The sequence below is a fragment of the Leeuwenhoekiella aestuarii genome (genome assembly GCF_004104055.1).
Lineage (GTDB): Bacteria > Bacteroidota > Bacteroidia > Flavobacteriales > Flavobacteriaceae > Leeuwenhoekiella > Leeuwenhoekiella aestuarii.
In genome coordinates, this window is record NZ_QOVJ01000001.1 from 786,754 (window position 1) to 812,066 (window position 25,313).

Here is a 25,313-nt window from a genome sequence, read left to right on the forward strand (position 1 = left end):
AGTATAAAGATGCTGTGAGTCTACAAAAAATATACTTTATCTCCTTATAATTAGCATTTTAAATAGAAAAGAGAATATGACTGATTATAAATATTTTAAGATTTAAGATTGTATATAAAATGTTAAAGAACGTGTATGCGTTTTTTAGCATTCAGATAGATAATGGCTTTTTTCACTACTTGATAATTCATTTTTAGCAATACATTTTCATATTCAATAATCTGATTTTTGTGATTTTCATGAGGCTCTCCGGTCTTATAGTCTAAAAGCCATAATTTATTTGATGGGTCTATTTCCAATCGATCTGGTCTGAGCATCTTCCCGGAAACAAGAATTGCCCGCTCATTAAGTATTTGATGTTGAGGATTAAAAAAACCGTGATCCTGTAACTCAATAATTAACTTTTTAAGTTTGGTTCCTAGTGGTTCCAATTGATCAGTTGTAATCATCCCTTTAGTTACAGCCTTTTTTAGCGCAGGATCTATATGCTTTTCGGTTTTGATATCAGCCATCAATTCATGAATGATATTTCCAAAACTTATGGCTTCTAGTCGCGCGGTATCCCATAGTGCTTCTGCCTGTGTGACTAATATTAAATCATGAGATTCCTTAGCAGTGCTTATAAGTTTCAATTCGTTTGAATTGTTGGCTAACGCTTTGGTGTGAGAAATACGCGGTTGATTGCCAAAGGAATACTTGTTTTGATCAGTGTTGAATACATTTTGATTTTCTAAATAAAGCCTCAACAGGTCAGAAAAATTTTTGGGTTCACCCTTGAGTTTACTGCTTTTGCTAATTATATACAATTGCTCAACACTTCTCGTGAGAGCTACATATAATACATTTATATTATCAAGTTGTTGTTGGATTCTTTTTTGATGATATAAAACAGAGGTCTGCTCATTGTAGTCTAGAAGTTCGCTTTTTTGTCCCAATAGCAATGCTTCAAATCCTGAGAATTCATTTTCTTCCGGTAAATACCAATTATAAGAATCGGATTTAGTAGGATAGAGGTCAGTATGTGCAAAAGGATAAATCACAACAGGAAACTCCAGCCCTTTGGCTTTGTGAATAGTCATAATCTGTACAGCTTCAGAAGCAGGTGGTGTGCTGATGCTCAATTTATCTTTTTTGCGATCCCACCATATTATAAATTCGGGAATGCCACCGAAATTTTTTTGTGAGAAATCATAAACAGCATCTAAGAAAAACTGTAGATAAGAACCGCCTTCCTGATTCAGGTTAAAGCTTCTTATTACATATTCTACAGCTTCATAAATGGGTAAGGAAGAACATAAATTAAAATCAAAATCACCAGAATCTTCAAAAATAGTGTTGAATAAAGCTTCTCCGGAATAGGATAAATAATATTTATAAAACTCATGCTTATCTTCAATTTTTAAATGGAATTTCGCCAAGTATTCAAGCAATTTGATGCTGATGGCGTTAGAATCTGGTTCTAATGTAAAATGTAATAAATTGATTATAAATTGAACTTGAGGAGACTGTTTAAGAAGTAAACTTTCACTAGATATAACTGGTATTTTCTCTTCCTGAAGGCGTTGCGCGATAGCAACTCCTTCAGCATTTCTTCGCACCAGAATGCAGAGCTCATGAAGTTTAAATCCATTTTCTTGGCAAGATTTAATGGAGTTTACAACTTCATCTAGGTATAGTGGTTCGGCATCTGTATTTGTATCAGCATCTACAAATGAAATGGAAACATAACCTCCTGTTCTGGAGTTTACCTTTTGAGCATTTCCAGAAGTATAGATATTTTTATACTCATCATAGGCGAAAACAGATGCTATTTCAGTAAAAAAGGAATTATTAAAATTTATGATTTGATCATAACTTCTGTAATTAAAAGGAAGATCAATGGTTTTTTTATCTCTGTTTTGAAACGGGTTAACTTCGTCTTTTGATAAGCTAATGAATTGACCTGCCTCCCCTCCGCGCCATCTGTATATGGCTTGTTTGGGGTCTCCTACAAGCATTAGGCTGTTTGCCAGACTTTCAGGCTGATTGGTGCTTACGGCGTTATCGATTAGTGGTACTAGATTATTCCATTGCAACACAGAAGTATCTTGAAACTCATCAATAAAGTAATTCTCGTAGCGCTCGCCTAAGCGTTCATATATAAATGGTGTTGGCTGATTAGCAATATTTTTATGAATAAGCTCATTAAAGTCTGAAATCAAAACCAGGTTATTTTCAGATTTAAGCGCATCAACTTCTTTTTGTATCGCTTGTAAAACAGAAAGTGGCGTCAGTTTTTTATAAAGTTCTTCCTGAAACTTCAACTGAAAAATGTCAGATTTTATAGTGTTGAATCTGGTTGTGATTTCAGGAGCAATCTGATCTAAAGTTTGTTTAATGATATCTTTTTGGGTCTTGGTGTACATAGGTTCTTCGCCTAATTTCATCACCCAGGCAGAAGAAGTATTTAATGCAAAATTTCCTTCTGAAAATTTGACAACCGTCTTTGGAAGATATTTTCCTTTAAAATGAGCTTCTTCAAGACCATTTGTACTGAAAAACTGTAAAAGGGATTTTGCAGATTCTTTAATCTGAACTTCAAGTTTTTTATTAGAAGCTTTTAAATATTTTTTAAGTTCTGCAAAGTCTTTTAAAGATTTATTGTTTACTCTCTTTAAAAATTCGCGATCATTTTCACTAAGTAGTAGTCTGCTTATCTCATAGAAATCAAGTGAAATATCCCAGCTTTTATCGTCATCAATTTTTTCAAATGCATAATCTAATAAAACTTGTGTGATAAACGGATCTCTTCCTGCCTTATCGATCAAGTTGTCTACGGCTTGCTCTAGAACATCCTGAGTGTTGAGCTCAACTTCAAAATTTTGAGGAATTTTAAGGTCATAAGCAAAGGTGCGAATGATGCGATGTGTAAAATTATCTATGGTAACCACATCAAAAGAGGCAAAATCCTGAACAATATTTTTTAGTAAGCGTTTTGATTTTTTGTGAATTTCTTCTCGGCTCAGTTCAGTTTCTTCCTCAATCGTGAGAAGCATTGGACTCGGATTTTCAAAAATAGCTTCATTTGAAAATTCCTGAAGATTTTTTACAATGCGCATTTTCATCTCTGCCACAGCTTTATTTGTAAACGTGATGGCGAGAATACGGCGGTATTTAAATTCGTTATTGCTTTTAAATAAGATGCTGAGATAATTCTTTACAAGAGCAAAGGTTTTACCCGCTCCCGCAGAGGCATTGTAAATAGAAATTGAAGGGTTGTTTTGCATGGGTTCAAGATAATAAATTACCGTATGGGAGCTCGCAAGCCATTTGCAGAGATGTGCTTTTATTTTAGAATTGATTATTAATGGGTTAAACCTTAAGAGTATTATAACACAGCATCTTTTAAATAAGGCTTATGAATCACTATCTTTGACTATCAACTATTCTATTAACGAAAAAAATTAAATAAAAATGTCATTTCAACTCCCGAAATTAAAATACGCGAAAGACGCACTAGAACCAAATATTGATGCTCAAACCATGGAAATTCATCATGATAAGCATCACGCAGGTTATACCAGTAAATTAAACGCTGCTATTGAAGGAACAGATTTAGAAGGAAAGACTATTGAGAATATATTAATCAATCTTGATATGTCTAACAAAGCTGTTCGTAACAACGGTGGAGGTTTTTACAACCACAGTTTATTCTGGGAAGTAATGTCTCCTGACGGTGGTGGTGAGCCAACTGGTGAATTAGCAGAAGCTATTAACGCTGCGTTTGGATCTTTTGAAGCGTTTAAAGATAAATTCAGTAGTGCTGCAGGAACCCAGTTTGGTTCTGGATGGGCTTGGTTATGTGTTCACGAAGGTGGAAAAGTAGAAGTTTGTTCTACTCCTAACCAAGATAATCCACTTATGCCGGAAGTAGGTTGTGGAGGAACTCCAATTTTAGGTATTGATGTATGGGAACATGCTTATTACTTAAAGTATCAGAACAAGCGTCCAGAATATATTGATGCATTTTTTAATGTAATCAACTGGCAAGAAGTTTCTAGCAGATATGCTCAGAACAAATAATAAAAACTTTTTTTTTAAGTAATTAAAGCCCGGATTTACCGGGCTTTTTTTTGTCCTTTAAAAAATATTGAATAAATGTTTTAGAATATATGCGTATTGATTTAATGTCCTCACAATTGCGTTTGAGTTTTCAGAAAATTCATGACCTTCAGGTTATGGGGAATTATCAGAATTAGGTAATTACATTCCTTAGAAAGAAGCGTTGGAAAATTCTTTCAACAGAACTGAAACAGTTACTTGCCTAATAAAACGACTCCCTTTGAATACCCTGATATTTATAGAAGCTTCTTCTTAAAAAATCAGAACGAGCGTAATAAGCAGTAGTTAGCTCTTAAGTTCGAATGTATGTAAAAATAAAGGTGAAAAAGGCAGAAGGCTGAAACGACTCGCGTTATTTTTTGGAGTGCTGATGCAGTAGTTAGTAGTGTATGCTAAACTTGCTAACCGGATTTGGTCCAAATAAAAAACTGGAATAAATCGAGAGGTTGAAAACGGCTCGCAGCAGCAGATATGTTTTTAATAGAAAAGCAGTTTGTAATCAAGTCTATTTTGATATCAGGCACCGGGCATAATCGGTCATCCCTTAAATTTTGGGCAATAAAAAAGGTGGAATAAATCCACCTTTTTTGCCCCAAATCTACCATGAACTTAACCTACTTATGTTATGGCAGTCACTAAAGTATTATATGTTGTAGGATAGAACCAAATCTTTTAGATTAAGTGCTTAATTATTAGTTAAACAGTTGTTTTAATACGCTCTTTTCAAATTTCCCTCTACATAATTGATAAAAGCACGGTTTACGACGCGATTTCCACCTGCGGTAGGGTAGTCTCCTGTAAAGTACCAGTCCCCTAAGTTTTTAGGACATGCTTTATGTAGATCAGCTACTTTTTGATAAATAACACTTACTTCTGGTTTAGTGGTTTCATCTTTAAGAAGTTCTGCAATTTTATCTGAAACTTGTTCGTCGGTAAATGGTTCGTAGATTTTTTTCACATAATTAACAACTTCTGTATCTTCAAAATCTACCTGACTCAAACACTTTTGATAAACCTGATCTATGATGTCTTCTTTATTTTGCTCTTTTAAGAGGTCTATAGCCGCTCTAAATGCAATGAAGTCCTGAAGCTTAGCCATATCTATTCCGTAGCAGTCAGGATAGCGAATTTGCGGTGCAGAAGAAACAACAACAATCTTTTTAGGATTTAATCGAGATAACATTTTTATGATACTTTTCTTAAGCGTTGTACCCCGTACGATACTATCATCAATTATCACCAAATTGTCAGATTCTTTTACAACACCATAGGTAACGTCATAAACGTGAGCTACAAGATCATCTCTACTGCTGTCTTCGGTAATAAAGGTGCGTAGTTTTACGTCTTTAATAGCTATTTTTTCAGTGCGCAATTTTTTTGAAAGAATCTCTTTAAGACCTTCTTTGTCAAGTTCGTTTCTACGTTCTAAAATTTCATCTGCTTTTTGCTTATCTAGTTCTGCCTGTGCAGCTTCAACCATACCGTAAAAAGAAGTTTCGGCCGTATTAGGAATGTAACTGAAAACAGTGTTCTGCGTATCATGCTGAATATGCTTTAAAACTTCAGGCATTAATAAGCGCCCCAATTCTTTACGCTCCTGATAAATTTCGGCATCGCTTCCTCTTGAGAAATAAATGCGCTCAAAAGAACATGCTTTACGTTCGTGTGGTTCCTGTATTTTTTCTATTGAAGTGGCACCACTCTTTTTAATGATCATCGCGTGACCTGGGTCTAACTCGTGTACATCTTCAAATTTTGCATTAAAAACAGTTTGAATTACAGGGCGTTCACTGGCAATAACAACAACCTCATCATCTTTATAATAATAAGCCGGTCTGATCCCTGAAGGATCACGCAATACAAAAGAATCTCCGTGACCCAATAAACCTGCCATAGCATAACCGCCATCCCAGTCTTTTGATGCTTTCTTTAAAATTTTTGCAATATTTAGACGCTCTGCAATTTGTGGAGAAGCTTCAAATTTAGAAAAGCCTTCTTTTTTTAATTTCTTATAAACCTTAGCAACTGCATCATCTAAAAAGTGACCTATTTTTTCCATCACCGTGATGGTGTCCGCTTTTTCCTTGGGGTGCTGGCCAAGCTCTACAAGCTTATCAAAAAGCTTGAACACGTTTGTCATATTGAAGTTACCTGCAACAATAAGGTTACGGTGCATCCAGTTGTTTTGTCTTAAAAACGGGTGAACACTTTCAACACTGTTTTTCCCAAATGTTCCATAGCGCACGTGACCTAAAAGCAACTCACCTACATATGGCACATGTCTTTTTTGAAGTGCCACATCATCTGCATATTCAGGATGCTCTAATAAGGTCTGGTTGATACGAGAATTTATTTGCGCAAAAATGTCTTGTATAGGCTGCTGCGCAATAGACCGTTGCCTGCTGATATAACGCTCGCCCGGAGCCATGTCTAATTTAATACTGGCAAAACCTGCACCATCCTGACCACGGTTATGCTGCTTTTCCATCATTAAATACATTTTGTTCACACCATAAAATGCACTGCCGTATTTTTCTTTATAATACTCCAGAGGTTTCAAAAGGCGTATTACTGAAATTCCACATTCATGCTTAATTGCATCACTCATAGCTTGTTCTAATGTTTGCGCCCCCTTCGGTTAAGAAGAGGGCGCGCGTTGTTTTATAGGTCTAAATTAAATTGCGTTAAGGCTTTAAATTTCAGCAAACGCTTTTCTATTTCGTCAGGTTTTAAATTTTGCATACGCTCGGTTCCAAATTTTTCTACGCAAAAGGAAGCTAGATTAGAACCGTGTATGATTGCCCTTTTCATATTTTCAAAAGAAATATCACCACTGCTAGCAAGATAGCCTGCAAAACCACCAGCAAAAGTATCACCGGCTCCAGTAGGGTCAAAAACTTCTTCAAGCGGAAGCGCAGGAGCAAAGAAGATATCATTCTCTTCAAATAATAATGCGCCGTGCTCTCCTTTTTTGATAACCACAAAGCGAGGTCCCATCTCAGAAATTTTCTTTGCGGCAACTACGAGAGAATACTCGCCACTCAATTGACGGGCCTCTTCGTCATTTATAGTAATAACATCTACTCGCGCGATAACTTTTTTAAGATCCTCAAGAGCACTGTCCATCCAGAAATTCATGGTGTCCAGAATAGCAAGCTTCGGTTTTTTATTCATCTGGTCTAGCACAGAAAGTTGTACCAGTGGATGCAAATTGCCCAGCATCACAATCTCTGCATCCTTATAATCTTCAGGAACTACAGGGTTAAAGTCTGCTAGTGTATTTAACTCGGTGATTAAAGTATCTCGTGAATTAAGGTCGTTGTGGTAGCGTCCTTTCCAAAAAAAAGTTTTACCATTTTCAACTACCTCAAGGCCTTGCATATTGATACCTTTATTTTTGAGTAAGTCTATATATTCTTGTGGGAAATCTGATCCTACAACAGATACAATTGCCTGATCTACGTCAAAATTTGAAGCGGCAAGACCTATAAAGGTACCGGCGCCACCTAAAATTCTTCCTGTTTTACCAAAAGGAGATTCAATTTCATCAAAGGCACATGTGCCTACAATTACCAGTTTTTGCATTCAAAAATTTTAAGCAAATATACAGTTTTGATAACGCAATTTTAAACAATGGTCGTAAGACTGTTTCTAAACTTACTTGTGTGGTGCATTTTGAAATTAAGTAGAAAAACCGTTAGTTGTGATTATATTAATATACAAGCTAAAAACATTAGATTTTTTTTAGAAACCAACTATTTTCTACCGAAATCTGCAGGAATCTCGCCCCAAGCTTTAGTTTCCCATTTTACAATTACCGTCTTATACGTATTGGTTTTTAACCAATTTTCTGCGCGCCTTACTAATTCATAAACATCTTTATTCTTAGAATTCTCTTTAAGTTTAGTATTACACTTCTTCTTTTTGACCCAACCAATTGCAATGCGAGAGTCAGAATAAATGATGCGATCACTGTTGTTTTTTTTAAGAAAAGCCAGGCCGTGTACAAGTGCTAAGAACTCTCCTATATTATTGGTCCCTTGTTTAAAAGGACCTTGATGAAAAAGCTGTTTAGTAGTTTGGGTGTCAACACCACGATATTCCATAATTCCTGGATTACCAGAACTTGCTGCATCTACGGCAATAGAATATAAATTGGGCTCTCCGTATTTTTCCTTTTCGGCGGCAGAGAGTACTTTTTTACTTTTAGAGCTTCCTTTGACGTCTTTATAATCTTTATTGTATGCCGCTTTGGCTTCCGGAAAGCTGGAGAACGATTTATACTGTGCTCCTGCAAAACCGTCAATCATTGCTTTGCAGTCTTTCCACGATGTGTAAATGCCGGGCTTTTTACCTTGCCAGACTACATAGAATTTTTCCTTTTTAACCATGAAAAAACATTTTTCATTTCCGCGCAGGCAGAAATCATATATTATATTGGTTATTGTTTCTCTAAAATTTCAGCAATAACTTGCGGAAAATGCTCGTATTCTAATTCATGAATTTTTGCCGCAAGACTTTCTGCGGTTTCTCCTTCTTCGAGTTGAGTCTTGGCCTGAAAGAGGATAACGCCTTTGTCATACTCGGCAGTAACTTCATGTATAGTAATGCCTGACTCTTTTTCTCCTGCTTCAACAACCGCTTTGTGTACATGATCGCCATACATACCCTTGCCACCATAAGCAGGAAGTAAAGCCGGGTGAATATTAATTATTTTGCCAGAATAAGCTTCTATTATATGTTGAGGAAACAACCACAAAAAGCCTGCTAATACTATAAGATCTGGTTGTGTTTGTTTAATTAGATCTAAAACTTGTGTAGTGTCGTAAAATGCTGTGCGATTAAAACTAAAGGCACTTATTTTAAGTTTATTAGCACGATCTAATACCTTTGCGGTGTTTTTATTGCTCAAAATCTGAACAACTTGCGCGTCATCTCTATTTTCAAAAAATTCTGTGATACGTTGTGCATTAGTACCACTTCCTGAAGCAAAAATTACGATTTTTTTCATATATAGTATGTGTTGCGAGGCTGCAAAACAACGGATTATTATTCGTTTAAATAAGCACTTTGCATTGAATCTTAGAAAGGAAATGTTTAAATTAACGATACATTTTAGACAGGTAATGTGGTAAAACGGTAAAGTTTGCTATTTTTGCCTCCTAATTAAAATTTAAAATTAAATATTATGTCAGACATTGCATCAAGAGTAAAAGCCATCATCGTAGATAAACTTGGCGTTGATGAGAACGAGGTTGTTGCAGAAGCTAGCTTCACAAACGACCTAGGAGCAGACTCGTTAGATACAGTTGAGCTTATTATGGAGTTTGAAAAAGAATTTGATATTCAGATTCCAGACGACCAGGCAGAAAATATAGCTACTGTAGGTCAAGCTATTTCCTATATAGAAGAAGCAAAGTAAGAAGAAAGCAAATTACCTTATGGAGTTAAAGCGAGTCGTTGTAACAGGTCTTGGTGCGCTTACGCCAATCGGGAACAATATTGAAGAATATTGGGAAGGATTGAGTACAGGTAAGAGTGGCTGTGCCCCTATTACGTATTTTGACGCAGAAAAGTTTAAAACCAAATTCGCTTGTGAGCTCAAAAATTTCAATGCATTAGATCATTTTGACCGTAAAGAAGCCCGTAAATTAGACCGTTTTGCGCAGTATGCATTAGTGTCTTCTGATCAGGCTATTAAAGATGCGGGCATAGATCTTGATGTCGTTGATAAATTTAGAGTAGGTGTTATTTGGGGAGCTGGTATAGGCGGTTTAGAAACCTTTCAGGACGAGGTTATTAATTTCGCTGAAGGTGATGGAACCCCAAGGTTCAACCCATTTTTTATTCCAAAGATGATTGCAGATATCGCCCCGGGTAATATCTCGATCAAACATGGTTTTATGGGACCTAATTATACAACGGTTTCTGCTTGTGCATCATCTGCTAACGCAATGATAGATGCCTTAAATTATATACGTTTAGGACATTGTGATATTATTGTAACAGGTGGTAGTGAAGCTGCTGTGACTAAAGCGGGTATGGGAGGTTTTAATGCAATGCATGCCTTATCTACACGTAATGAAAGCCCAGAAACAGCATCAAGACCTTTTGATTCTACACGAGATGGTTTTGTTTTAGGTGAAGGCGCAGGAGCTCTTATTCTTGAAGAGTATGAGCATGCTAAAGCACGTGGAGCAAAAATATATGCTGAAGTTGTAGGAGGAGGGATGTCTAGTGATGCTTATCATATGACAGCACCGCATCCTGATGGTATAGGTGTAGAGCGCGTTATGCTTAATTGCTTAAGAGACGCTAACATCAAGCCAGAAGAGGTAGATGCGATAAACACCCATGGTACTTCAACTCCACTAGGAGATGTGGCCGAACTTAAAGCAATTACCAAAGTTTTTGGTGAGCATGCGAAGGATATCAATATCAATTCAACAAAATCAATGACGGGACACTTACTCGGTGCTGCCGGAGCTATCGAGGCAATCGCTTCAATATTAGCTATGGAAAACAGCCTAGTACCTCCTACTATAAATCATACCACTGTTGATGAGAATATAGATAGTTCTTTAAACCTTACTTTGAACAAAGCACAAAAACGTGAGGTTAACGTTGCAATGAGCAATACTTTCGGTTTTGGAGGTCACAATGCTTGCGTCTTATTTAAAAAGTATAGCGAATAATCACAGATGAGTGTGATTCGCAACATATTTACTTCCCGTTCTGACAAGGACGGGAATTTTTTTGTCACCATTCAGAAAATAATAGGATTTAAGCCTAAAACCATTCAGCATTATGAGGAGGCCTTTACCCATAGGTCTATGGCAATTCAAAATAAAAGGGGACATGCTTTTAATTACGAGCGTCTGGAGTTTTTAGGAGATGCTATGCTGGGTGCTGTAATCGCAGCACATTTATTTGATGAAGTAGGCAAGGGTGATGAAGGTTACCTAACAAAAATGCGTTCTAAAGTAGTTAGTCGTGAACATCTTAATGAACTGGGAAGAGATTTAGGTTTACTTAATTTAGTAAAGTCGGCTATTCCTAAAGAGAATTTTGGTGTGAACATACACGGGAATCTCTTTGAAGCTCTAGTAGGAGCTATTTATCAAGACAGAGGCTATAAATACACTAAAAAGTTTATCAATAAACGAGTGATTGATCCTTATGTAGACATCGAAAAGCTCGAAGGACGTGTAATAAGCTATAAAAGTCTTTTGATAGAATGGTGTCAGAAAGAAAAAAGGACCTTTGATTTCAATACCTATGAAGATTCTGGTCAGGACGTAGTTCGTCACTTTTCGGTACGCTTGTTTATAGATGATAAGCAAGTAGCAAAAGCGCGATCAACTTCTAAGAAAAAAGCAGAAGAGAAAGCTGCTAAGCGAGCCTACTATGTATTTCAAAATAAAATAGATATACATCGCTTTAACTAAAATGATTTAGGCGTAATCATATTTACATTTAGATAAAGCTAAATGCTGAGAATATCTCTTGGAGTTTGATTATATTTAACGCTTATTTAAGAATATGGCTGCTCTAAAGCTTTTACTGGATGATGTATTTGATTTTGACTTCACTGTCATTGCAATACACTGTTCTTTAGAAGAGTACCGGATAGCATTTTTAATTAACAAATATGCCGGTCTGAGGTTGAAAAGTTCTGATGATGTTGATTTTTTTGTAAAAAATGACAAGTATAGCTTTACAGCAATGTATTTTGATGATAAGAAAAACTACCTGAGCTATACATTGATAGCTAATAAGTACAAGTTGAAGTATGATAAGCGAGTAGTTAACAGTGACCTGTTTACAGAATCTGAGTCAGAACATTACAAAACTCTTAACTTAGTTCCCGAAGTTAAAAACGCAGATTATTTACTTAAAATAGAAAGTGACGATGGTAAAATACCCATATTAACACTTTTAGCACAACTGAACCAAATACCACAAATAATTACAGCTTACCATGTAGAAGTAAGCTCCCTAAAGTCTAAACAAAATTTAATTTTTGAATAATGTCAAACACAAAGAAAACTAAGATTGTTGCTACACTAGGACCTGCAACCAGCAAGAAGGAAGTACTTCATGATATGATTAAGGCCGGTGTAGATGTATTCCGAATCAATTTTTCGCATGCAGATTATGATGCAGTAAAAGAGCGTATTCAAATGATACGAAGCCTTAGCGAAGAATTTGGATACAATACAGCAATACTAGCAGATTTACAGGGTCCTAAACTACGAGTAGGGATCATGAAAGATGAAGTAGTTGTTAATCCCGGAGATAAAATTATATTTTCAACTCAAGAAGAATTTGAAGGCACAAAAGAGCGTGTCTATATGAACTATCAGCATTTTCCTCGTGATGTAAATAAAGGGGAGCGTATTCTTCTGGATGATGGTAAATTGATCTTTGAAGTTTTAAAGACCGATAATGAAAACGAAGTTGAAACTGTAGTAATTCAAGGAGGACCTTTAAAGTCTAGAAAAGGAGTTAACCTTCCTAATACAAACATTTCGCTTCCGGCTCTTACCGAAAAAGATATTGAAGATGCAATATTTGCAATAAGCCAAAAAGTAGATTGGTTAGCACTTTCTTTTGTGCGTCACGAAGGAGATTTAATTCAACTTCAAGACTTGATCAAAGAGCATTCTGAATATAAAATTCCTATTATTTCTAAGATAGAGAAGCCAGAAGCTGTAAGAAATATTGACAAGATTGTTGCGTATAGTGACGGTCTGATGGTTGCTCGTGGAGATCTAGGTGTTGAGATTCCGGCAGAAGAGGTGCCGCTTATTCAAAAGCAATTAGTACTAGCTGCTAAAAAAGCGCGTATTCCTGTAATTATCGCTACACAGATGATGGAGACGATGATAGATAGTCTTACCCCAACTCGTGCAGAAGTTAATGATGTTGCAAACTCTGTTATGGATGGTGCAGATGCGGTTATGTTAAGCGGTGAAACTTCAGTAGGTAAATACCCGGTTCAGGTGATTGAGCGTATGGCTTCGATTCTTTCTAAAGTTGAAGATTCAGAATTGATCAAAGTACCACACACGCCTCCTCATATTCGTACCAAGCGTTACATTACAAAAGCAATTTGTTACCACGCTGCGCTTATGGCTAATGAGATTGATGCAAAAGCGATTACAACACTTACCAATAGTGGATATACAGCTTTTCAAATTTCAGCTTGGAGACCTAATTCTCATATTTTAGTATTTACCTCAAACCGAATTATTTTAAGTCAGCTAAACTTACTTTGGGGTGTTAAAGCATTCTATTACGATAAGTTTGTTTCTACAGATGAAACAGTAAGAGATATAAACCGAATCGCTCGTGATAGCGGATACTTAAATATTGGTGATATGGTAATTAGCCTTGCAGCTATGCCAATTACTGAAAAAGGTATGGTAAATACGCTTCGCGTTCGTGAAATACAAGGGAATTAATTCTAAGATTTCTCCCTTATTAATAGCAAAGCTCTTTCGATTGAAAGAGCTTTTTTATGTTTAAAAATCAAACTTTAGCTGAACAGCGATTTCTTTCTTATCAGTTAGCTGTTCCTTTTTATCTTCTGTGTTGAGGTTTGCTAAAGTGATACCCAAAAGGCGTACACTATTTTTCATTTTTTCTTGGTAAAGCAACTCTTTTGCGGTTTCAAGAATAACGTCTTTAGACCTAATATAATAGGAAAGTGTTTTGCTTCGGGTTTTTAAAGTGAAGTCGCTATACTTAATTTTTAAAGTAACTGTTTTACCGGCAACATTAGACTTTTTTAGACGGCGTTCAATCTCTTCGGCAATATTCTCGAGACGCTCTAGCATAAAGATTTCAGAAGAAATATTTTCACTAAATGTTCGCTCTGCACCTAATGATTTTCTAATTCGGTCTGGCTTTACAGGACTGTTGTGAATGCCTCGAACCACATTATAATAATGCTTCCCACTTTTACCGAATTTTTCCTCTAAAAACTCCAGTGTTTTAGTTTTAAGATCATTGCCTGTAAATATCCCGAGTTGGTACATTTTTTCGGCAGTGACTTTACCCACACCATAAAATTTTCTGATATCTAAAGCTTCGAGAAATGGGATTACTTCTTCCGGGCCAATGGTTTTTTGGCCGTTAGGCTTATTGACATCGCTGGCAACTTTTGCAATAAATTTATTTACAGAAATCCCTGCAGAAGCATTTAGACCTGTTTTTTCTTTGATCTTAGCGCGTATTTCTTTTGCAATGAGCGATGCGCTGGGATTCCCTTTTTTATTGTCGCTAACGTCCAGATAGGCTTCATCAAGAGACAGCGGTTCTACCAGATCTGTATATTCATAAAAAATTTGTCTGATTTGAGCACTTATCTCTCGATACCTGTCAAAACGGGTCTTTACAAAGATGAGTTCTGGGCAGAGTCTGCGAGCTAAACCTCCTGCCATCGCGCTACGCACACCAAATTTACGGGCTTCGTAACTCGCTGCGCTCACCACACCACGTTCAGAACCACCACCCACAGCTACAGGCTTTCCTCTCAGTTCAGGATTGTCCAGCTGTTCTACAGACGCATAAAATGCATCCATATCGACGTGAATAATCTTTCTGGATTTAGGTTCTTCTTCCATAGTATGTGCAAAAATACATCAAAGGGCTTTGCGCTCGGCTCTATTTTTAAGCACACAAAATTGTAAATTGGCTTGTTGAATGATTTAGATGAATTTTCAGAATGCTTCAATATTCATTCCCTAAAAACAATTAAAATGGGCAAAACAGCAATTATATTGGGTATTACAGGACTAACCGGAAATCTTCTTGCTAAAGCAGTTTTAGCTGATTCTAGATATGATAAACTCATCAGTTTTCATCGTAGAAAATCTAATATAACTCATGCTAAATTAGAAGAGCACGTGGTAGATGTTCTTGAATTAGAGAAATACAAATCTTTATTTAAAGGCGATATTGTTTTCTGCTGTATTGGTACGACTCAGTCTAAAACGAGTGATAAAGAAACCTATAAACAGATAGATTATGGCATTCCTGTAAGTGCTGCCCGGTTGTGCAAACAAAATAAAATATCGCAATTTATTGCTATTTCTGCGCTGGGTGCAAATGCAGAAAGCAGTGTTTTTTATAATAAAGTTAAAGGGGAAATGGAGCGTGATGTACTTAAACAAAACTTAAAGGAAACCTATTTATTGCAGCCAGCATTATTAGCAGGAGATCGTGAAGAAAAACGAACGATAGAAAAACTGGCCATACAAGCTTTTAAGTTTTTCAACTTTTTTCTGATAGGACCTTTAAAGAAATTTCAAAGCATAAAACCTGAAGCTTTAGTGGCAGCAATGCAATACCTTTCCTTCAACACATATGCAGATAACAAAATAGAATCTGATGTAATCAAAAAACTCGCAGCAAAACATGCTTGAAATAGAACGTAAATTTTTAGTAAAAAGTGGAGCTTTTAAAACCGAAGCTTTTTCGCTAAGCGAAATAAAACAAGGCTACCTCAATAGTAATCCTGAGCGAGCGGTGCGTATACGCATAAAAAAAAATACAGGCTATCTGACCATAAAAGGTAAGTCTGACGAGTCTGGAACAACGCGTTTTGAGTGGGAAAAAGAAATTGAGAAAGAGGAGGCCGAAGCTTTATTGAAACTGTGTGAACCCGGTGTGATTTCAAAAATAAGATATGAGGTTAAAGCTGGTGAACATGTTTATGAAGTAGATGAATTTTTTGATGAAAATGATGGACTTGTTTTAGCCGAAATAGAATTGAACACCTCAGATGAAAAGTTTATAAGACCAAATTGGCTGGGAGAAGAAGTTACCGGGGACGTGCGGTATTATAACTCGCAGCTGAGTAAAAACCCATTTACGTTATGGAAAGAAAATTAATATTTAAACTCTTTATAGTATTGGTTTTTGTGGTGTCTTGTAAAGAGCACCACGCTAAAGAAGTACCTGTTCTTAGGGATAAACCACAACATACAAGACTTATTTCTGATATAGAAGCAGACCTTAAAGAAGCGGGTTATCTCACGATGAATTATGTTGATGAGAAAACAAAAGATACAGTGATTATGCAACAGTATTTTATAGCTTTTCTCAAAAGTGGCCCTAATCGCAAACAGACTAAAGCTGAGGCAGACAGTCTTCAGAAGTTACACTTAGAACATTTAGGTAAAATGTATGAGTTGGGCTATGCAGATATTTCAGGACCTTTTGGAGATGATGGCGATATACGCGGTATTACCATTTACAATACGCCAACACTGAAGATGGCAGATAGTCTGGCAAATCTAGACCCTATGGTACAAGCAGGTAGGTTAGAGATTGAGTTACACCCGTGGTGGGCCGCAAAGGGATTCCCGTTGCGCTAAAAACAAAAAGCCGAAACATCAAGTGTTTCGGCTTTAAGCTGTTCCTTTAGGGATAAAAGGCTCGATTAATTTTTAAAATTTCGGCTATTGCCATCCACCTCCTAGAGCTTCATAAAGGTCTACGATTGCTTGCAGTTGGTTAAAATGGGTATCTATAAGGTCTAAGCTAGAACTAAGAGCATTTTGACGCGCGGTTAGTACTTCTAAGTAGTTTACGAGACCGTTATCTAAAAGCTCTTCGGAATAGTTTGTTGCCAGATCATAAGCTTCAAATTCATTTTTCTTCACTTCCAGTTTTTCAGTGGCAATTTCATAAGAATATAAAGCATCGGATACTTCCTGAGTTGCAGTTAGCAATGCGCTTCTAAATTGAAGTTTAGCTTGTTCTTGCGTCGCTTGCGCTACTTCATATTTTGTTCTTATTTGTCTTCCGTTGAAAATGGGCTGAGTCAGACCTGCAACAATAGTTGAAAATAAAGAACTCGAATCAAAGAGCTTGTCAAATTCTAAACTCTGAAAACCGCCAGTTGCTGTTAAGGTAAGCGAAGGGTAAAAATTACTTCGGGCTACATTAGTGAGTTCAAACGCATTCAGCAAATTAAATTCTGAAGCCATAACATCTGGTCTGTTGCTCAACAATTCAGCAGGAACACCGGTTTTTAACGGTGTTGTGATTTTCTGATCCATAAGATTTCCGCGTTCAATCGCACCCGGTTCTTTGCCTAAAAGTATAGAAAGACTGTTTTCTAAAAGGCGTATTTGTTTAAGTATGTCTAATCGTAAGGCTTGTGCTGTATACAGTTGCGCTTCTGTTTGTTTTACGCCGACTTCAGTAACATTACCGGCTTCTTTTAAAGCTTTTGTAGTTTCGAGGCTACTGCTTCTGGTCTCGATGGTTTCTTCGGTGACCCGAAGTTGTTCATCTAAAGCTAAAAGCTGAAAGTAAGAGGATGCGATATTAGCGATCAAAGCAGTTTTTACAGCTTTATGGGCTTCTACAGTTTGTAAATAAGAAGCGGCATAAGCGCGTTTATTACTTCTTATTTTACCCCAGATATCGGCTTCCCAAGAAAGACTTCCGCTCAGCTGAAACACATCTAAACTAGAGAATTGACTCCCAAACTGACTGTTAGACGATAAATCCTGATGTGTATATTGCCCGGTTCCGGTTAGGGTTGGGAAATAGCCCAGCTTACCTTGTTTAAAGTAAGCCTGAGCAGCTTTGATTTGTTCTAATGCAACACGAATGTCTATATTTTCCTGAAGCCCTTCTTGAATCAATTCCTGAAGAACAGGATCTGTAAAAAGTTCGTTCCAAGAAATCAGCGTCACATTTGTACTGTCTTGCGGCAGCATATCTGTGCGATAATTGAGATCGCTAATGACTTCTTCCGGGCGCTCATATTCTTTAGCAGCAAAGCACGAAGCCAGCAATAAGGGAGCAGCAACCAGTGTGAAAAATCTATATATTGTTTGCTTTTTCATATTAAAGAGTTTCTTCGGTTTGAGTAGTTGGTTTTCCAGAAATTTTCTCTTGTAACCATTGAAACATGATATACAGAATAGGAATTACAAACACACCAAGTAGGGTTCCTATTAATAATCCACCAACAGCTCCGGTACCTATTGAGCGGTTACCCGCAGCACCTACACCTGATGCTAGAACAAGAGGCATAAGACCCAGAATAAAAGCAAATGAGGTCATCAAAATAGGACGCAGACGCGCTTTTGCACCGTCTATAGCAGAGTCTACAATAGACTCTCCGTTTTTACGCCGCTGTATGGCAAATTCTACAATAAGAATCGCATTTTTTGCTAATAGTCCTACCAGCATTATAAGTGCTATCTGAAAATAAATATTATTCTCAAGCCCCATTAATTTGGTTGAGATAAAGGCTCCAAAAATACCTAGCGGTAAAGAAAAAATTACTGCTAGTGGTAGTAAATAGCTTTCATATTGTGCAGAAAGTAAGAAGTAAACAAATAACACACACAACATAAATATCATGATTGTTTGACTACCAGAACTTACTTCTTCACGAGTAAGACCGGAGTATGCTACATCATAGTTATTTGCCAGTTTTGAAGCTTCTTGCTCAACGATTTTAATACCATCACCAGAACTGTATCCCGGGTTCATAGACACGTTTACTTTAGTCGAATTAAAGAGATTGAATCTGGTTACAGCCTGAGGACCGTAAACACGCTCAAAGCTTACATATTCACTAAGCGGTGTCATATCACCATTTTTTGTTCTGATAAACATGGAATTGATATCATCTTTATCTGCACGAAAATCTGGATATGCCTGTATGTAAACACGGTATTGTTTACCAAAACGAGAGAAATCTGCAGCATAAATTCCACCTATATATCCCTGCATTGCAGAGAATATATCACTCACGGTTACTCCTGTACGTTTAGCAAGAGGAATATCAATATCCAATTGATATTGAGGGTATTTTGTATTGAAAGATGATTGTGCGTATTGCACTTCAGGATGAGACATAATGTTGCCCATAAATTCCTGATTGGCCTGATCCAGATCTGTTAAAGCACCACTAGAACGGTCTAACAAATTAACCTCTACTCCAGACGAAATACTAAATCCAGGGATACTAGGAGGTGCAAAGAAAATAATATTTGCTTCAGGGTATTGAGCAGCTACTCCAAAGAGTTTCGCCGTAATGGCATCTACAGATAAAGAGTCTGCATCACGCTTAGAAAAATCATCAAGCTTCATAAAACCTAATGCGTTGTTACTACCCTGCCCGCTGATTAACCCACGACCTGCAACTGTACTAATACCTTCAATACCTGGTATGTCTTTGATGTCATTATACAGTTCGGTAAGTACTTCGTTAGTTTTATCTAAAGAAGAACCCGGTGCAAGTGACATGTCAATAAATAATACTCCACGATCTTCGTTAGGTACAAAACCGGTTCGTGTCGTACTTGAAGCCCAAAATATTCCCACTCCTGCAAGTATGATCATCGCAAAAGTGATCCATTTGTTTTTGTATAAAAAACCTAAAGACTTTCCGTAGTGATTAATTGTGGCATTAAAACCTCTGTTGAATCTGTCATAAAAACGCTGTAAAAAACTTTTCTTTTTATGCTCGTCGTCTTCATTATGAGGCTTTAAGAATAAAGCACACAATGCCGGACTCAAAGTCAATGCGTTAACTGCTGAAATTATAATTGCAACGATGAGTGTGATACCAAACTGTTCATAGAAAACCCCTGTAGGACCTTGCACAAATGTTACCGGGATAAATACCGCAGCCATAACTAAGGTGATCGAGATTATCGCGCCAGATATTTCATGCATAGCATCTAGAGTAGCACCAGATGCAGTTTTAGCTCCCTCATCTAACTTGGCATGAACTGCTTCAACCACTACAATTGCATCATCTACCACAATACCTATCGCCAATACAAGTGCAAATAGCGTAAGCAGGTTTATAGAGTACCCAAACAAGTTTAAGAAGAAAAAAGTACCTATAATCGAAACCGGAACCGCGATCGCCGGGATTAATGTGGATCTAAAATCTTGCAAGAAAATAAATACAACGATAAAAACCAGAATAAAGGCTTCTATAAGGGTGTGAACCACTTTTTCTATGGAAGCTTCCAGAAATTCATTAGTATTATACGGGACAAAGATCTCTACACCTTCTGGCAGATCTTTTCTTATCGTTTCCAGTTCACCCTGAATGGTTTCAATAATATCTTGCGCATTAGAACCTTTAGTTTGATAGATAGCAAAACTCACACTAGGGTATCCCTTAGTTTGTGAACTTGCCGCATAAGACTGCGCATCAAGCTGAATATCTGCAACATCTTTCAGTCTTAAAAACTGTCCGTTTTCGAGAGCTTTGATGATGATATCTTCATATTGTCCTTCTTCTTTATAACGCCCACTGTATTTAATAGTGTAAGAAAAAGTTTCTCCGTTATTCTGTCCCAAAGTTCCTGCAGCAGCTTCTAAACTTTGCTCGTTTAATGCCGCTGTAATATCTGCAGGTACTAGGTTATACGCTTTTAAACGGTCTGGTTTTAACCAGATACGCATTGCATAATCTTGTTGTGAGAATACGTTTGCATCACCCACACCATTTACTCGCTTAAATGCCGGAATGATATTAATATTCAGGTAATTGTTTAAGAACGTCGCATCATAGTCTGGATTCTTAGAATACATAGACATAAACATCAATGCTCCCGTTTGCCTTTTTTGGGTTACCACACCAGACTGTGTAACTTCTTGTGGGAGTAATGGGCTCGCAAGAGCTACCCGGTTTTGTACGTTTACCGCATCAATATCAGGGTCTGTATCCTGATCAAAATATACCGTGATCTCAGCAGTACCATTATTGGTTGCTGTAGAGGTGATATAGCTCATTCCTTCAACACCGTTAATCTGTTCCTCAATAGGAATGATCACACTTTCCAGAATGGTCTCAGCACTGGCACCGGTGTAATTTGCAGTTACCTGAACTGTTGGTGGTGCAATATCAGGATATTGCTCAACAGATAAGGTTGTAAGTCCAAGTACCCCAAGAATAACTATGATAATAGATATTACAGTAGAAAGTACCGGTCTTTCTATAAATGTTTTTAACATGATTTGCTGCTTAGATTATTGGAATAGTTGTTTAACAGGTTTTGCAATACTGTCAAAAGGAACTTCTCGAGGCTGTATGGTCATCCCGGCACGTACCTTATTGGCTCCTTTTGCAATGATTCTATCACCGGCTTGTAAACCAGAATCTACGATGTATAAGTTGCCTACAACAGCTTTTGTGGTGATCTCAGAAGTCACTGTTTTGTTCTCGCTGCTTACTTTGTAAGTAATGATCTTTCCCTGTTGTTCAAAAGTTGAATTTTGAGGCACTACTGCAACATCACTATAAACAATAGGAATTTTAAGAGTACCACTATTACCATTTGTGATCAGCTGATTTGGGTTGTCAAAAATTGCTCTGAAACTTACCGTACCGGTAGTAGGATCTACCTGGCCGGTTACCGTTTGTATCTTTCCTTTTTGATCATATTCTTTTCCGTTTGCCAGTTCAAGAGTTACTTGGGGGAAGTTATCTACCTTTTCCTGAAGCGATGCTCCTTCAGTATTCTGAATAAAGTCAAGATATTCAGATTCGTTCATAGAGAAAAATGCATACACTTTTTCTATGTCTGAAACCGTTGTTAACGGGGTAGAATCACTAGGGCCTACAAGAGTTCCTTCTCGGTATGGTATAGCACCTACATAACCATCTACAGGACTTCTTACAGTGCCGTAACCTATATTTGCTGCAATACTTTCATAAGCACTTTGTGCCTGTTGTAATTGAGCTTTTGCCGTCTCTAACTGTACATTACTAATGATTTTTTTCTCAACCAGGGGTCTTAGTTTATCAACTTCAACCTGAGCAGCATTTACATTAGCTTTTGCAGCGTTAGCATCTTGAGAAAGAGACTGAGTTTCTAGTTTGAAAAGAACCTGGCCTTTTCTTACTTTTTCCCCCTCATCTACCAGTACATTAGAAATGTACCCTTGTATTTTAGCACGTACGCCACTGTTTACAATACCCTCTATGCTTGCAGGATAAGAACTGTAACCCGTCACAGTTTGTTGTGGTATAGTAATTACCGGCAGCGTTTGAGGCTGTTGTTCCTGTCCTTTCTGAGCTTGTTTAGAATCACCGCAAGATGTTGTGGTTATAAAAACTCCTACCAAAGCAGGAATTAAATAAGTTAAAACTCTTTTTTTCATTATTGAGGGTTTATTCATTGTTAGTTTTTGCTGAAAGTTTTTCTCGAATCTTTTTTAGTGATTCACTGGCTTGCTCCAGATATTGTAGGTATTCTAAATGAAATTCCAGATCAAAGTGCAAGTCTTCGTTTTCGGGGTTGTTGTGATTTATTTGCTCCTTATATTTCATTATAGCGACATGAAGTTGCTTTTCTTTTTCCCAAGTATCAAGGGTTTCACCCATGTGAATAAGGATGTGATTTGGATTCATCACAAAGTATTTTTTGCGATCCCCACAAACGGTATAATAGGTTATGGTCTTCTGATGTTGAAGATTATTTAAATGAGTAGAAATGGTACTTTTACTGGCTTGCAAATTGGCTACAAACTCATCAAATGTGTACCCCTTTTTACCCGTTAAAATTAAGGTTGAGACAATGCGCGCTGCAAGAGGAGGAATATTGTCTTTCTTCTCAATATGCACTCCTAAGCGTTCAATTAATTGTTGCTTTTCGGCATTTAGCTCTTCCGACTCCATTTTTATCATATTTGAAATCGCAAAATTACGAGTGGTTCGGTTTTTACCGAACCAACAAAACTTAAAACTGTGTTAAATGTAAGATATCGTTATCGTAGAACTGGTAAGGGCTAACAAGGAGAAGGTTTTTTAAGAAGCTTTATCTATAACTACCTGTTGTTCAATGCTATTTCCCTCACTGTCTGTAACAAGGAGTTTGTAAATTCCAGAAGAAAGCTCTAAAGAGAGTTCATGAAAGTTGGTCGTGGTGCTTATATATACTCCGTCAAGATACCAGTAAATTTTAGTATCGGGGTTTCGGTGTGCAACTCTTAAAACCACTTCTTGTTCGCCATCAAAATCTTTAGGTAATAGAATTGTTTCACCACGTTTAGGATAAATAAATTCCATTAACTTTTCACTTTCGCGGAAACAACCCGGAGCAAACTCTGGTAGTGGTTTGTACTCAGGATGCAAAGGCGCATAATAATATTCCCATACCGGCGGAAGACTAAACCAGGATTTTGAAAGCATTTTTCCTAGCGGATAGCATGAAGCTGTTACACGCTGATCACCTTCTTGATTAAGAAATACCTGCTGATGAAATTTACATGCTTCAGTACGTGTTCCTTTTTTTGGGATCCATTCTTGTATTGAAACTGGACAAAAAAGTCCTGCAAGATTTCCGCTTTGTGGACAAATTTCGGCCTCAACAAGTTCGTCATAGGGCATCTCAAACCAGTCTGAATCCGGAAGCACATCAAGCACTTCAAAAAGTATGGGCGCAGCAGCTTGAATCCCTGTAATACCCGGGCGACCTTCACCGTCTGCATTTCCTACCCAAACACCTATTGCATAGTCGCCGGTAACTCCTACTGCCCAAGCGTCTTTAAAGCCATAACTGGTTCCGGTTTTCCAGGCGAGGGGCTGCGCATCGCTAAAAAACTCCCAGTTTTCTGAACCTTCCGGCCGGTTTACCTCGCGCAAGGTTTTTAAGGTTTGATAAATGGCTCCTGCATCAAAAAGCTCTGGATTCTGATTTTTTGAAGTTACACGATTTGTTTCCTTTTTTAAATAAACCGGTTCATCAAAAGCGTGATCAGGGTATTCACTAGAAGTACTGTTAAAGAAATTGAGCGTAGCAGCCATACCTGCATATGCATTGGTTAATTGCCACAAGTTGCTCTCTGCGCCACCTAAAATGAGGGATAAGCCGTAATAATCTGCAGATTTATCAATGCTTTTAAAGTTGAGTTGGTACAGATTATTATAAAAGCGTTTCAGTCCATATTCACGTAAGAGGTTCACAGCCGGTACATTTAAGGATTGGGCCAAAGCTTCAGAAGCGGGGACCGCACCGTGATAACTTCTGTCAAAATTTTGCGGATTATAACCATTAATACTAGTAGGAACATCGGCTACCAAGCTGTTAGGTAGCAACTCACCTGCACTTAATAGCGAAGCAAAAAGAAATGGTTTTAAAGTGCTTCCAGTACTGCGTTGCCGGGTTATAATATCTACATAATTGGCGTGTTGTGCGGTTGTAGGAGCATTGCCCACATAACTCAATACTTCACGAGAATTGACATCCAGAATTAAAACAGCAAGGTTGTGTATTTGATTCTGATCCAATCGGTAATAAGCTTCAGAAGTAATATGATTAATACGCCTTTGTAAATTGAACTGAATCGTGCTGTTGACATAGTTGCCAGATTGTTCCCGCGCCATGCGTTCGGTAAAATGGGGAGTATGATCCGGTAACTCTCTAGGTTTCCCGGGAAGATCTTCAGCAACAGCGAGCTCATAAGTCGTCTCATCTATATAATTCTCCTCTTTTAATTTTTGAAGTAAGCGATCTCTTTTTGCTTTAAAAATGCTTTCATTTTTCCCCGGAAATACAAGTGACGGTGCATTAGGCAAAACAGCTAAAGCTGCAGCTTGCCCCCAACTCAATTCACTGGAAGGAATTCCAAAATAACGCCAGCAGGCACTCTCCAGCCCAACTACATTACCGCCAAAGGGTGCATTAGAAGCATAAAAATTCAGTATTTCTGCTTTTGAGTAACCGGCTTCAACACGAGTAGCCATAAAAGTTTCGATAATTTTCTCTAAATAGGTGCGCTTTTGGTTTTTGCGAGAAAGCCTCACCACTTGTTGTGTTAGCGTGCTTCCGCCATGGCGATTATTTGTTGTAAGGTTGCTCCATAAAGCTTTGGACATCGCTACGGGGTTAAACCCGGGATGACTATAGAAATACGCATCTTCAAACTCCAGAATACAGCTTTTAAAACGATACGGAACGCTATCAACTGCGGGAAATCGCCACTGGCCATCACTTGCAATGCGAGCCCCAAGAAGTTTACCTTCTTGGCTTACAACCACAGTAGCTGTGGGATCTTTAAAAAGTGGTTTATGCAAGCAAAGCAACCAAAATACAACCAATATCAAGAATCCGCTTACTATAAATTTATAGCGCTTTACAAAGTGGAATATGCGATAGCTGAGTTTAGTTTTCAAAATTTACTCAATAATCCAGATTCAAATGCTTCAAGAC

The 25,313-nt window shown here is 37.4% G+C and carries 20 protein-coding genes; 9 read left to right on the plus strand and 11 right to left on the minus strand.

The features are described from left to right. Positions 1–122: 122 nt before the first annotated feature. The gene (locus DSM03_RS03540; protein WP_128759631.1) at positions 123–3,266 is read right to left on the minus strand and encodes a UvrD-helicase domain-containing protein; all 3,144 of its coding nucleotides are present in this window, start codon (positions 3,264–3,266) and stop codon (positions 123–125) included. Between the two features lie 187 nt (positions 3,267–3,453). Here DSM03_RS03540 and DSM03_RS03545 point away from each other — a divergent pair, with 187 nt between their 5' ends. Further along, on the plus strand, positions 3,454–4,062 hold the full coding sequence (locus DSM03_RS03545) for a superoxide dismutase (protein ID WP_128759632.1): 609 nt from the start codon (positions 3,454–3,456) through the stop codon (positions 4,060–4,062). 748 nt (positions 4,063–4,810) lie between these two features. Here the strand turns inward: DSM03_RS03545 and DSM03_RS03550 are convergent. The 4 genes from DSM03_RS03550 to purN all read right to left on the minus strand — a co-directional run bounded on the left by DSM03_RS03550 (position 4,811) and on the right by purN (position 9,112). Beyond that, positions 4,811–6,709 carry an amidophosphoribosyltransferase gene (locus tag DSM03_RS03550; RefSeq protein WP_128759633.1) on the minus strand — a complete coding sequence of 633 codons (1,899 nt, stop codon included), beginning with the start codon at positions 6,707–6,709 and terminating at the stop codon, positions 4,811–4,813. A 53-nt stretch (positions 6,710–6,762) separates the two neighbouring features. After that, entirely contained in the window at positions 6,763–7,686 is a 924-nt protein-coding gene (locus tag DSM03_RS03555) for a PfkB family carbohydrate kinase (protein WP_128759634.1), read from the minus strand. A gap of 170 nt (positions 7,687–7,856) precedes the next feature. After that, positions 7,857–8,492, minus strand: a complete 636-nt coding sequence (locus DSM03_RS03560; protein ID WP_128759635.1) for a ribonuclease H1 domain-containing protein — start codon at positions 8,490–8,492, stop codon at positions 7,857–7,859. 50 nt (positions 8,493–8,542) lie between these two features. Next, entirely contained in the window at positions 8,543–9,112 is a 570-nt protein-coding gene (gene purN / locus DSM03_RS03565) for a phosphoribosylglycinamide formyltransferase (protein ID WP_128759636.1), read from the minus strand. Between the two features lie 177 nt (positions 9,113–9,289). On the opposite strand from purN, the gene DSM03_RS03570 reads away from it, so the two are divergent. The 5 genes from DSM03_RS03570 to pyk all read left to right on the plus strand — a co-directional run bounded on the left by DSM03_RS03570 (position 9,290) and on the right by pyk (position 13,568). Next, positions 9,290–9,523: an acyl carrier protein gene (locus tag DSM03_RS03570; protein ID WP_009778413.1), complete on the plus strand. Its 234-nt coding sequence runs from the start codon at positions 9,290–9,292 to the stop codon at positions 9,521–9,523. Between the two features lie 19 nt (positions 9,524–9,542). Then, positions 9,543–10,796, plus strand: a complete 1,254-nt coding sequence (fabF, locus tag DSM03_RS03575; protein WP_128759637.1) for a beta-ketoacyl-ACP synthase II — start codon at positions 9,543–9,545, stop codon at positions 10,794–10,796. 6 nt (positions 10,797–10,802) lie between these two features. After that, positions 10,803–11,549, plus strand: coding sequence for a ribonuclease III (rnc, locus tag DSM03_RS03580; protein WP_128759638.1), 747 nt, complete (start codon positions 10,803–10,805; stop codon positions 11,547–11,549). Between the two features lie 94 nt (positions 11,550–11,643). Further along, positions 11,644–12,132 (plus strand): IPExxxVDY family protein, encoded by a 489-nt coding sequence (locus DSM03_RS03585; protein ID WP_128759639.1) that lies wholly within the window; start codon positions 11,644–11,646, stop codon positions 12,130–12,132. Then, positions 12,132–13,568, plus strand: coding sequence for a pyruvate kinase (gene pyk, locus DSM03_RS03590; protein ID WP_128759640.1), 1,437 nt, complete (start codon positions 12,132–12,134; stop codon positions 13,566–13,568). Before DSM03_RS03585 ends, pyk begins: the two co-directional genes overlap by 1 nt. A gap of 60 nt (positions 13,569–13,628) precedes the next feature. Here pyk and dinB read toward each other — a convergent pair whose 3' ends face one another. Further along, positions 13,629–14,732, minus strand: a complete 1,104-nt coding sequence (dinB, locus tag DSM03_RS03595; protein WP_128759641.1) for a DNA polymerase IV — start codon at positions 14,730–14,732, stop codon at positions 13,629–13,631. A gap of 135 nt (positions 14,733–14,867) precedes the next feature. Between dinB and DSM03_RS03600 the strand changes: the two genes are divergently transcribed. Genes DSM03_RS03600 through DSM03_RS03610 form a run of 3 tightly spaced genes read left to right on the plus strand, consistent with a single transcriptional unit; the run spans position 14,868 to position 16,487 of the window. Further along, positions 14,868–15,533 (plus strand): NAD(P)H-binding protein, encoded by a 666-nt coding sequence (locus tag DSM03_RS03600; RefSeq protein ID WP_128759642.1) that lies wholly within the window; start codon positions 14,868–14,870, stop codon positions 15,531–15,533. Continuing rightward, positions 15,526–16,002 (plus strand): CYTH domain-containing protein, encoded by a 477-nt coding sequence (locus tag DSM03_RS03605; RefSeq protein ID WP_128759643.1) that lies wholly within the window; start codon positions 15,526–15,528, stop codon positions 16,000–16,002. The genes DSM03_RS03600 and DSM03_RS03605 overlap by 8 nt, the downstream gene beginning before the upstream one ends. After that, complete coding sequence (locus DSM03_RS03610) at positions 15,987–16,487, plus strand: YciI family protein (RefSeq protein WP_128759644.1); 501 nt, start codon at positions 15,987–15,989, stop codon at positions 16,485–16,487. Before DSM03_RS03605 ends, DSM03_RS03610 begins: the two co-directional genes overlap by 16 nt. Positions 16,488–16,571: 84 nt before the next feature. On the opposite strand, the gene DSM03_RS03615 is transcribed toward DSM03_RS03610, so the two are convergent. The 5 genes from DSM03_RS03615 to pbpC all read right to left on the minus strand — a co-directional run bounded on the left by DSM03_RS03615 (position 16,572) and on the right by pbpC (position 25,276). After that, a complete protein-coding gene (locus tag DSM03_RS03615; RefSeq protein ID WP_128759645.1) occupies positions 16,572–17,972 on the minus strand; it encodes an efflux transporter outer membrane subunit in 1,401 nt (466 codons plus the stop codon). Position 17,973: 1 nt separating this feature from the next. Then, on the minus strand, positions 17,974–21,114 hold the full coding sequence (locus DSM03_RS03620; RefSeq protein WP_128759646.1) for an efflux RND transporter permease subunit: 3,141 nt from the start codon (positions 21,112–21,114) through the stop codon (positions 17,974–17,976). Positions 21,115–21,129: 15 nt separating this feature from the next. Further along, the gene (locus DSM03_RS03625) at positions 21,130–22,263 is read right to left on the minus strand and encodes an efflux RND transporter periplasmic adaptor subunit (protein WP_128759647.1); all 1,134 of its coding nucleotides are present in this window, start codon (positions 22,261–22,263) and stop codon (positions 21,130–21,132) included. Positions 22,264–22,273: 10 nt separating this feature from the next. Further along, positions 22,274–22,780: a GbsR/MarR family transcriptional regulator gene (locus DSM03_RS03630; RefSeq protein ID WP_128759648.1), complete on the minus strand. Its 507-nt coding sequence runs from the start codon at positions 22,778–22,780 to the stop codon at positions 22,274–22,276. Between the two features lie 129 nt (positions 22,781–22,909). Further along, positions 22,910–25,276 (minus strand): penicillin-binding protein 1C, encoded by a 2,367-nt coding sequence (gene pbpC, locus DSM03_RS03635; protein ID WP_128759649.1) that lies wholly within the window; start codon positions 25,274–25,276, stop codon positions 22,910–22,912. Positions 25,277–25,313: the final 37 nt, after the last annotated feature.

Excerpts from the sequence above, each read along its gene's own strand:
- DSM03_RS03545 (WP_128759632.1), top strand. The coding sequence starts at position 3,454 with ATGTCATTTCAACTCCCGAAATTAAAATACGCGAAAGACGCACTAGAA.
- DSM03_RS03560 (WP_128759635.1), bottom strand. The coding sequence starts at position 8,492 with ATGGTTAAAAAGGAAAAATTCTATGTAGTCTGGCAAGGTAAAAAGCCC.
- DSM03_RS03585 (WP_128759639.1), top strand. The coding sequence starts at position 11,644 with ATGGCTGCTCTAAAGCTTTTACTGGATGATGTATTTGATTTTGACTTC.
- DSM03_RS03610 (WP_128759644.1), top strand. The coding sequence starts at position 15,987 with ATGGAAAGAAAATTAATATTTAAACTCTTTATAGTATTGGTTTTTGTG.
- DSM03_RS03630 (WP_128759648.1), bottom strand. The coding sequence starts at position 22,780 with ATGGAGTCGGAAGAGCTAAATGCCGAAAAGCAACAATTAATTGAACGC.
- rnc (WP_128759638.1), top strand. The coding sequence starts at position 10,803 with ATGAGTGTGATTCGCAACATATTTACTTCCCGTTCTGACAAGGACGGG.
- DSM03_RS03615 (WP_128759645.1), bottom strand. The coding sequence starts at position 17,972 with ATGAAAAAGCAAACAATATATAGATTTTTCACACTGGTTGCTGCTCCC.
- dinB (WP_128759641.1), bottom strand. The coding sequence starts at position 14,732 with ATGGAAGAAGAACCTAAATCCAGAAAGATTATTCACGTCGATATGGAT.
- DSM03_RS03625 (WP_128759647.1), bottom strand. The coding sequence starts at position 22,263 with ATGAAAAAAAGAGTTTTAACTTATTTAATTCCTGCTTTGGTAGGAGTT.
- DSM03_RS03605 (WP_128759643.1), top strand. The coding sequence starts at position 15,526 with ATGCTTGAAATAGAACGTAAATTTTTAGTAAAAAGTGGAGCTTTTAAA.
- DSM03_RS03600 (WP_128759642.1), top strand. The coding sequence starts at position 14,868 with ATGGGCAAAACAGCAATTATATTGGGTATTACAGGACTAACCGGAAAT.
- fabF (WP_128759637.1), top strand. The coding sequence starts at position 9,543 with ATGGAGTTAAAGCGAGTCGTTGTAACAGGTCTTGGTGCGCTTACGCCA.
- DSM03_RS03555 (WP_128759634.1), bottom strand. The coding sequence starts at position 7,686 with ATGCAAAAACTGGTAATTGTAGGCACATGTGCCTTTGATGAAATTGAA.
- DSM03_RS03570 (WP_009778413.1), top strand. The coding sequence starts at position 9,290 with ATGTCAGACATTGCATCAAGAGTAAAAGCCATCATCGTAGATAAACTT.
- DSM03_RS03550 (WP_128759633.1), bottom strand. The coding sequence starts at position 6,709 with ATGAGTGATGCAATTAAGCATGAATGTGGAATTTCAGTAATACGCCTT.
- purN (WP_128759636.1), bottom strand. The coding sequence starts at position 9,112 with ATGAAAAAAATCGTAATTTTTGCTTCAGGAAGTGGTACTAATGCACAA.
- pyk (WP_128759640.1), top strand. The coding sequence starts at position 12,132 with ATGTCAAACACAAAGAAAACTAAGATTGTTGCTACACTAGGACCTGCA.
- DSM03_RS03540 (WP_128759631.1), bottom strand. The coding sequence starts at position 3,266 with ATGCAAAACAACCCTTCAATTTCTATTTACAATGCCTCTGCGGGAGCG.
- DSM03_RS03620 (WP_128759646.1), bottom strand. The coding sequence starts at position 21,114 with ATGTTAAAAACATTTATAGAAAGACCGGTACTTTCTACTGTAATATCT.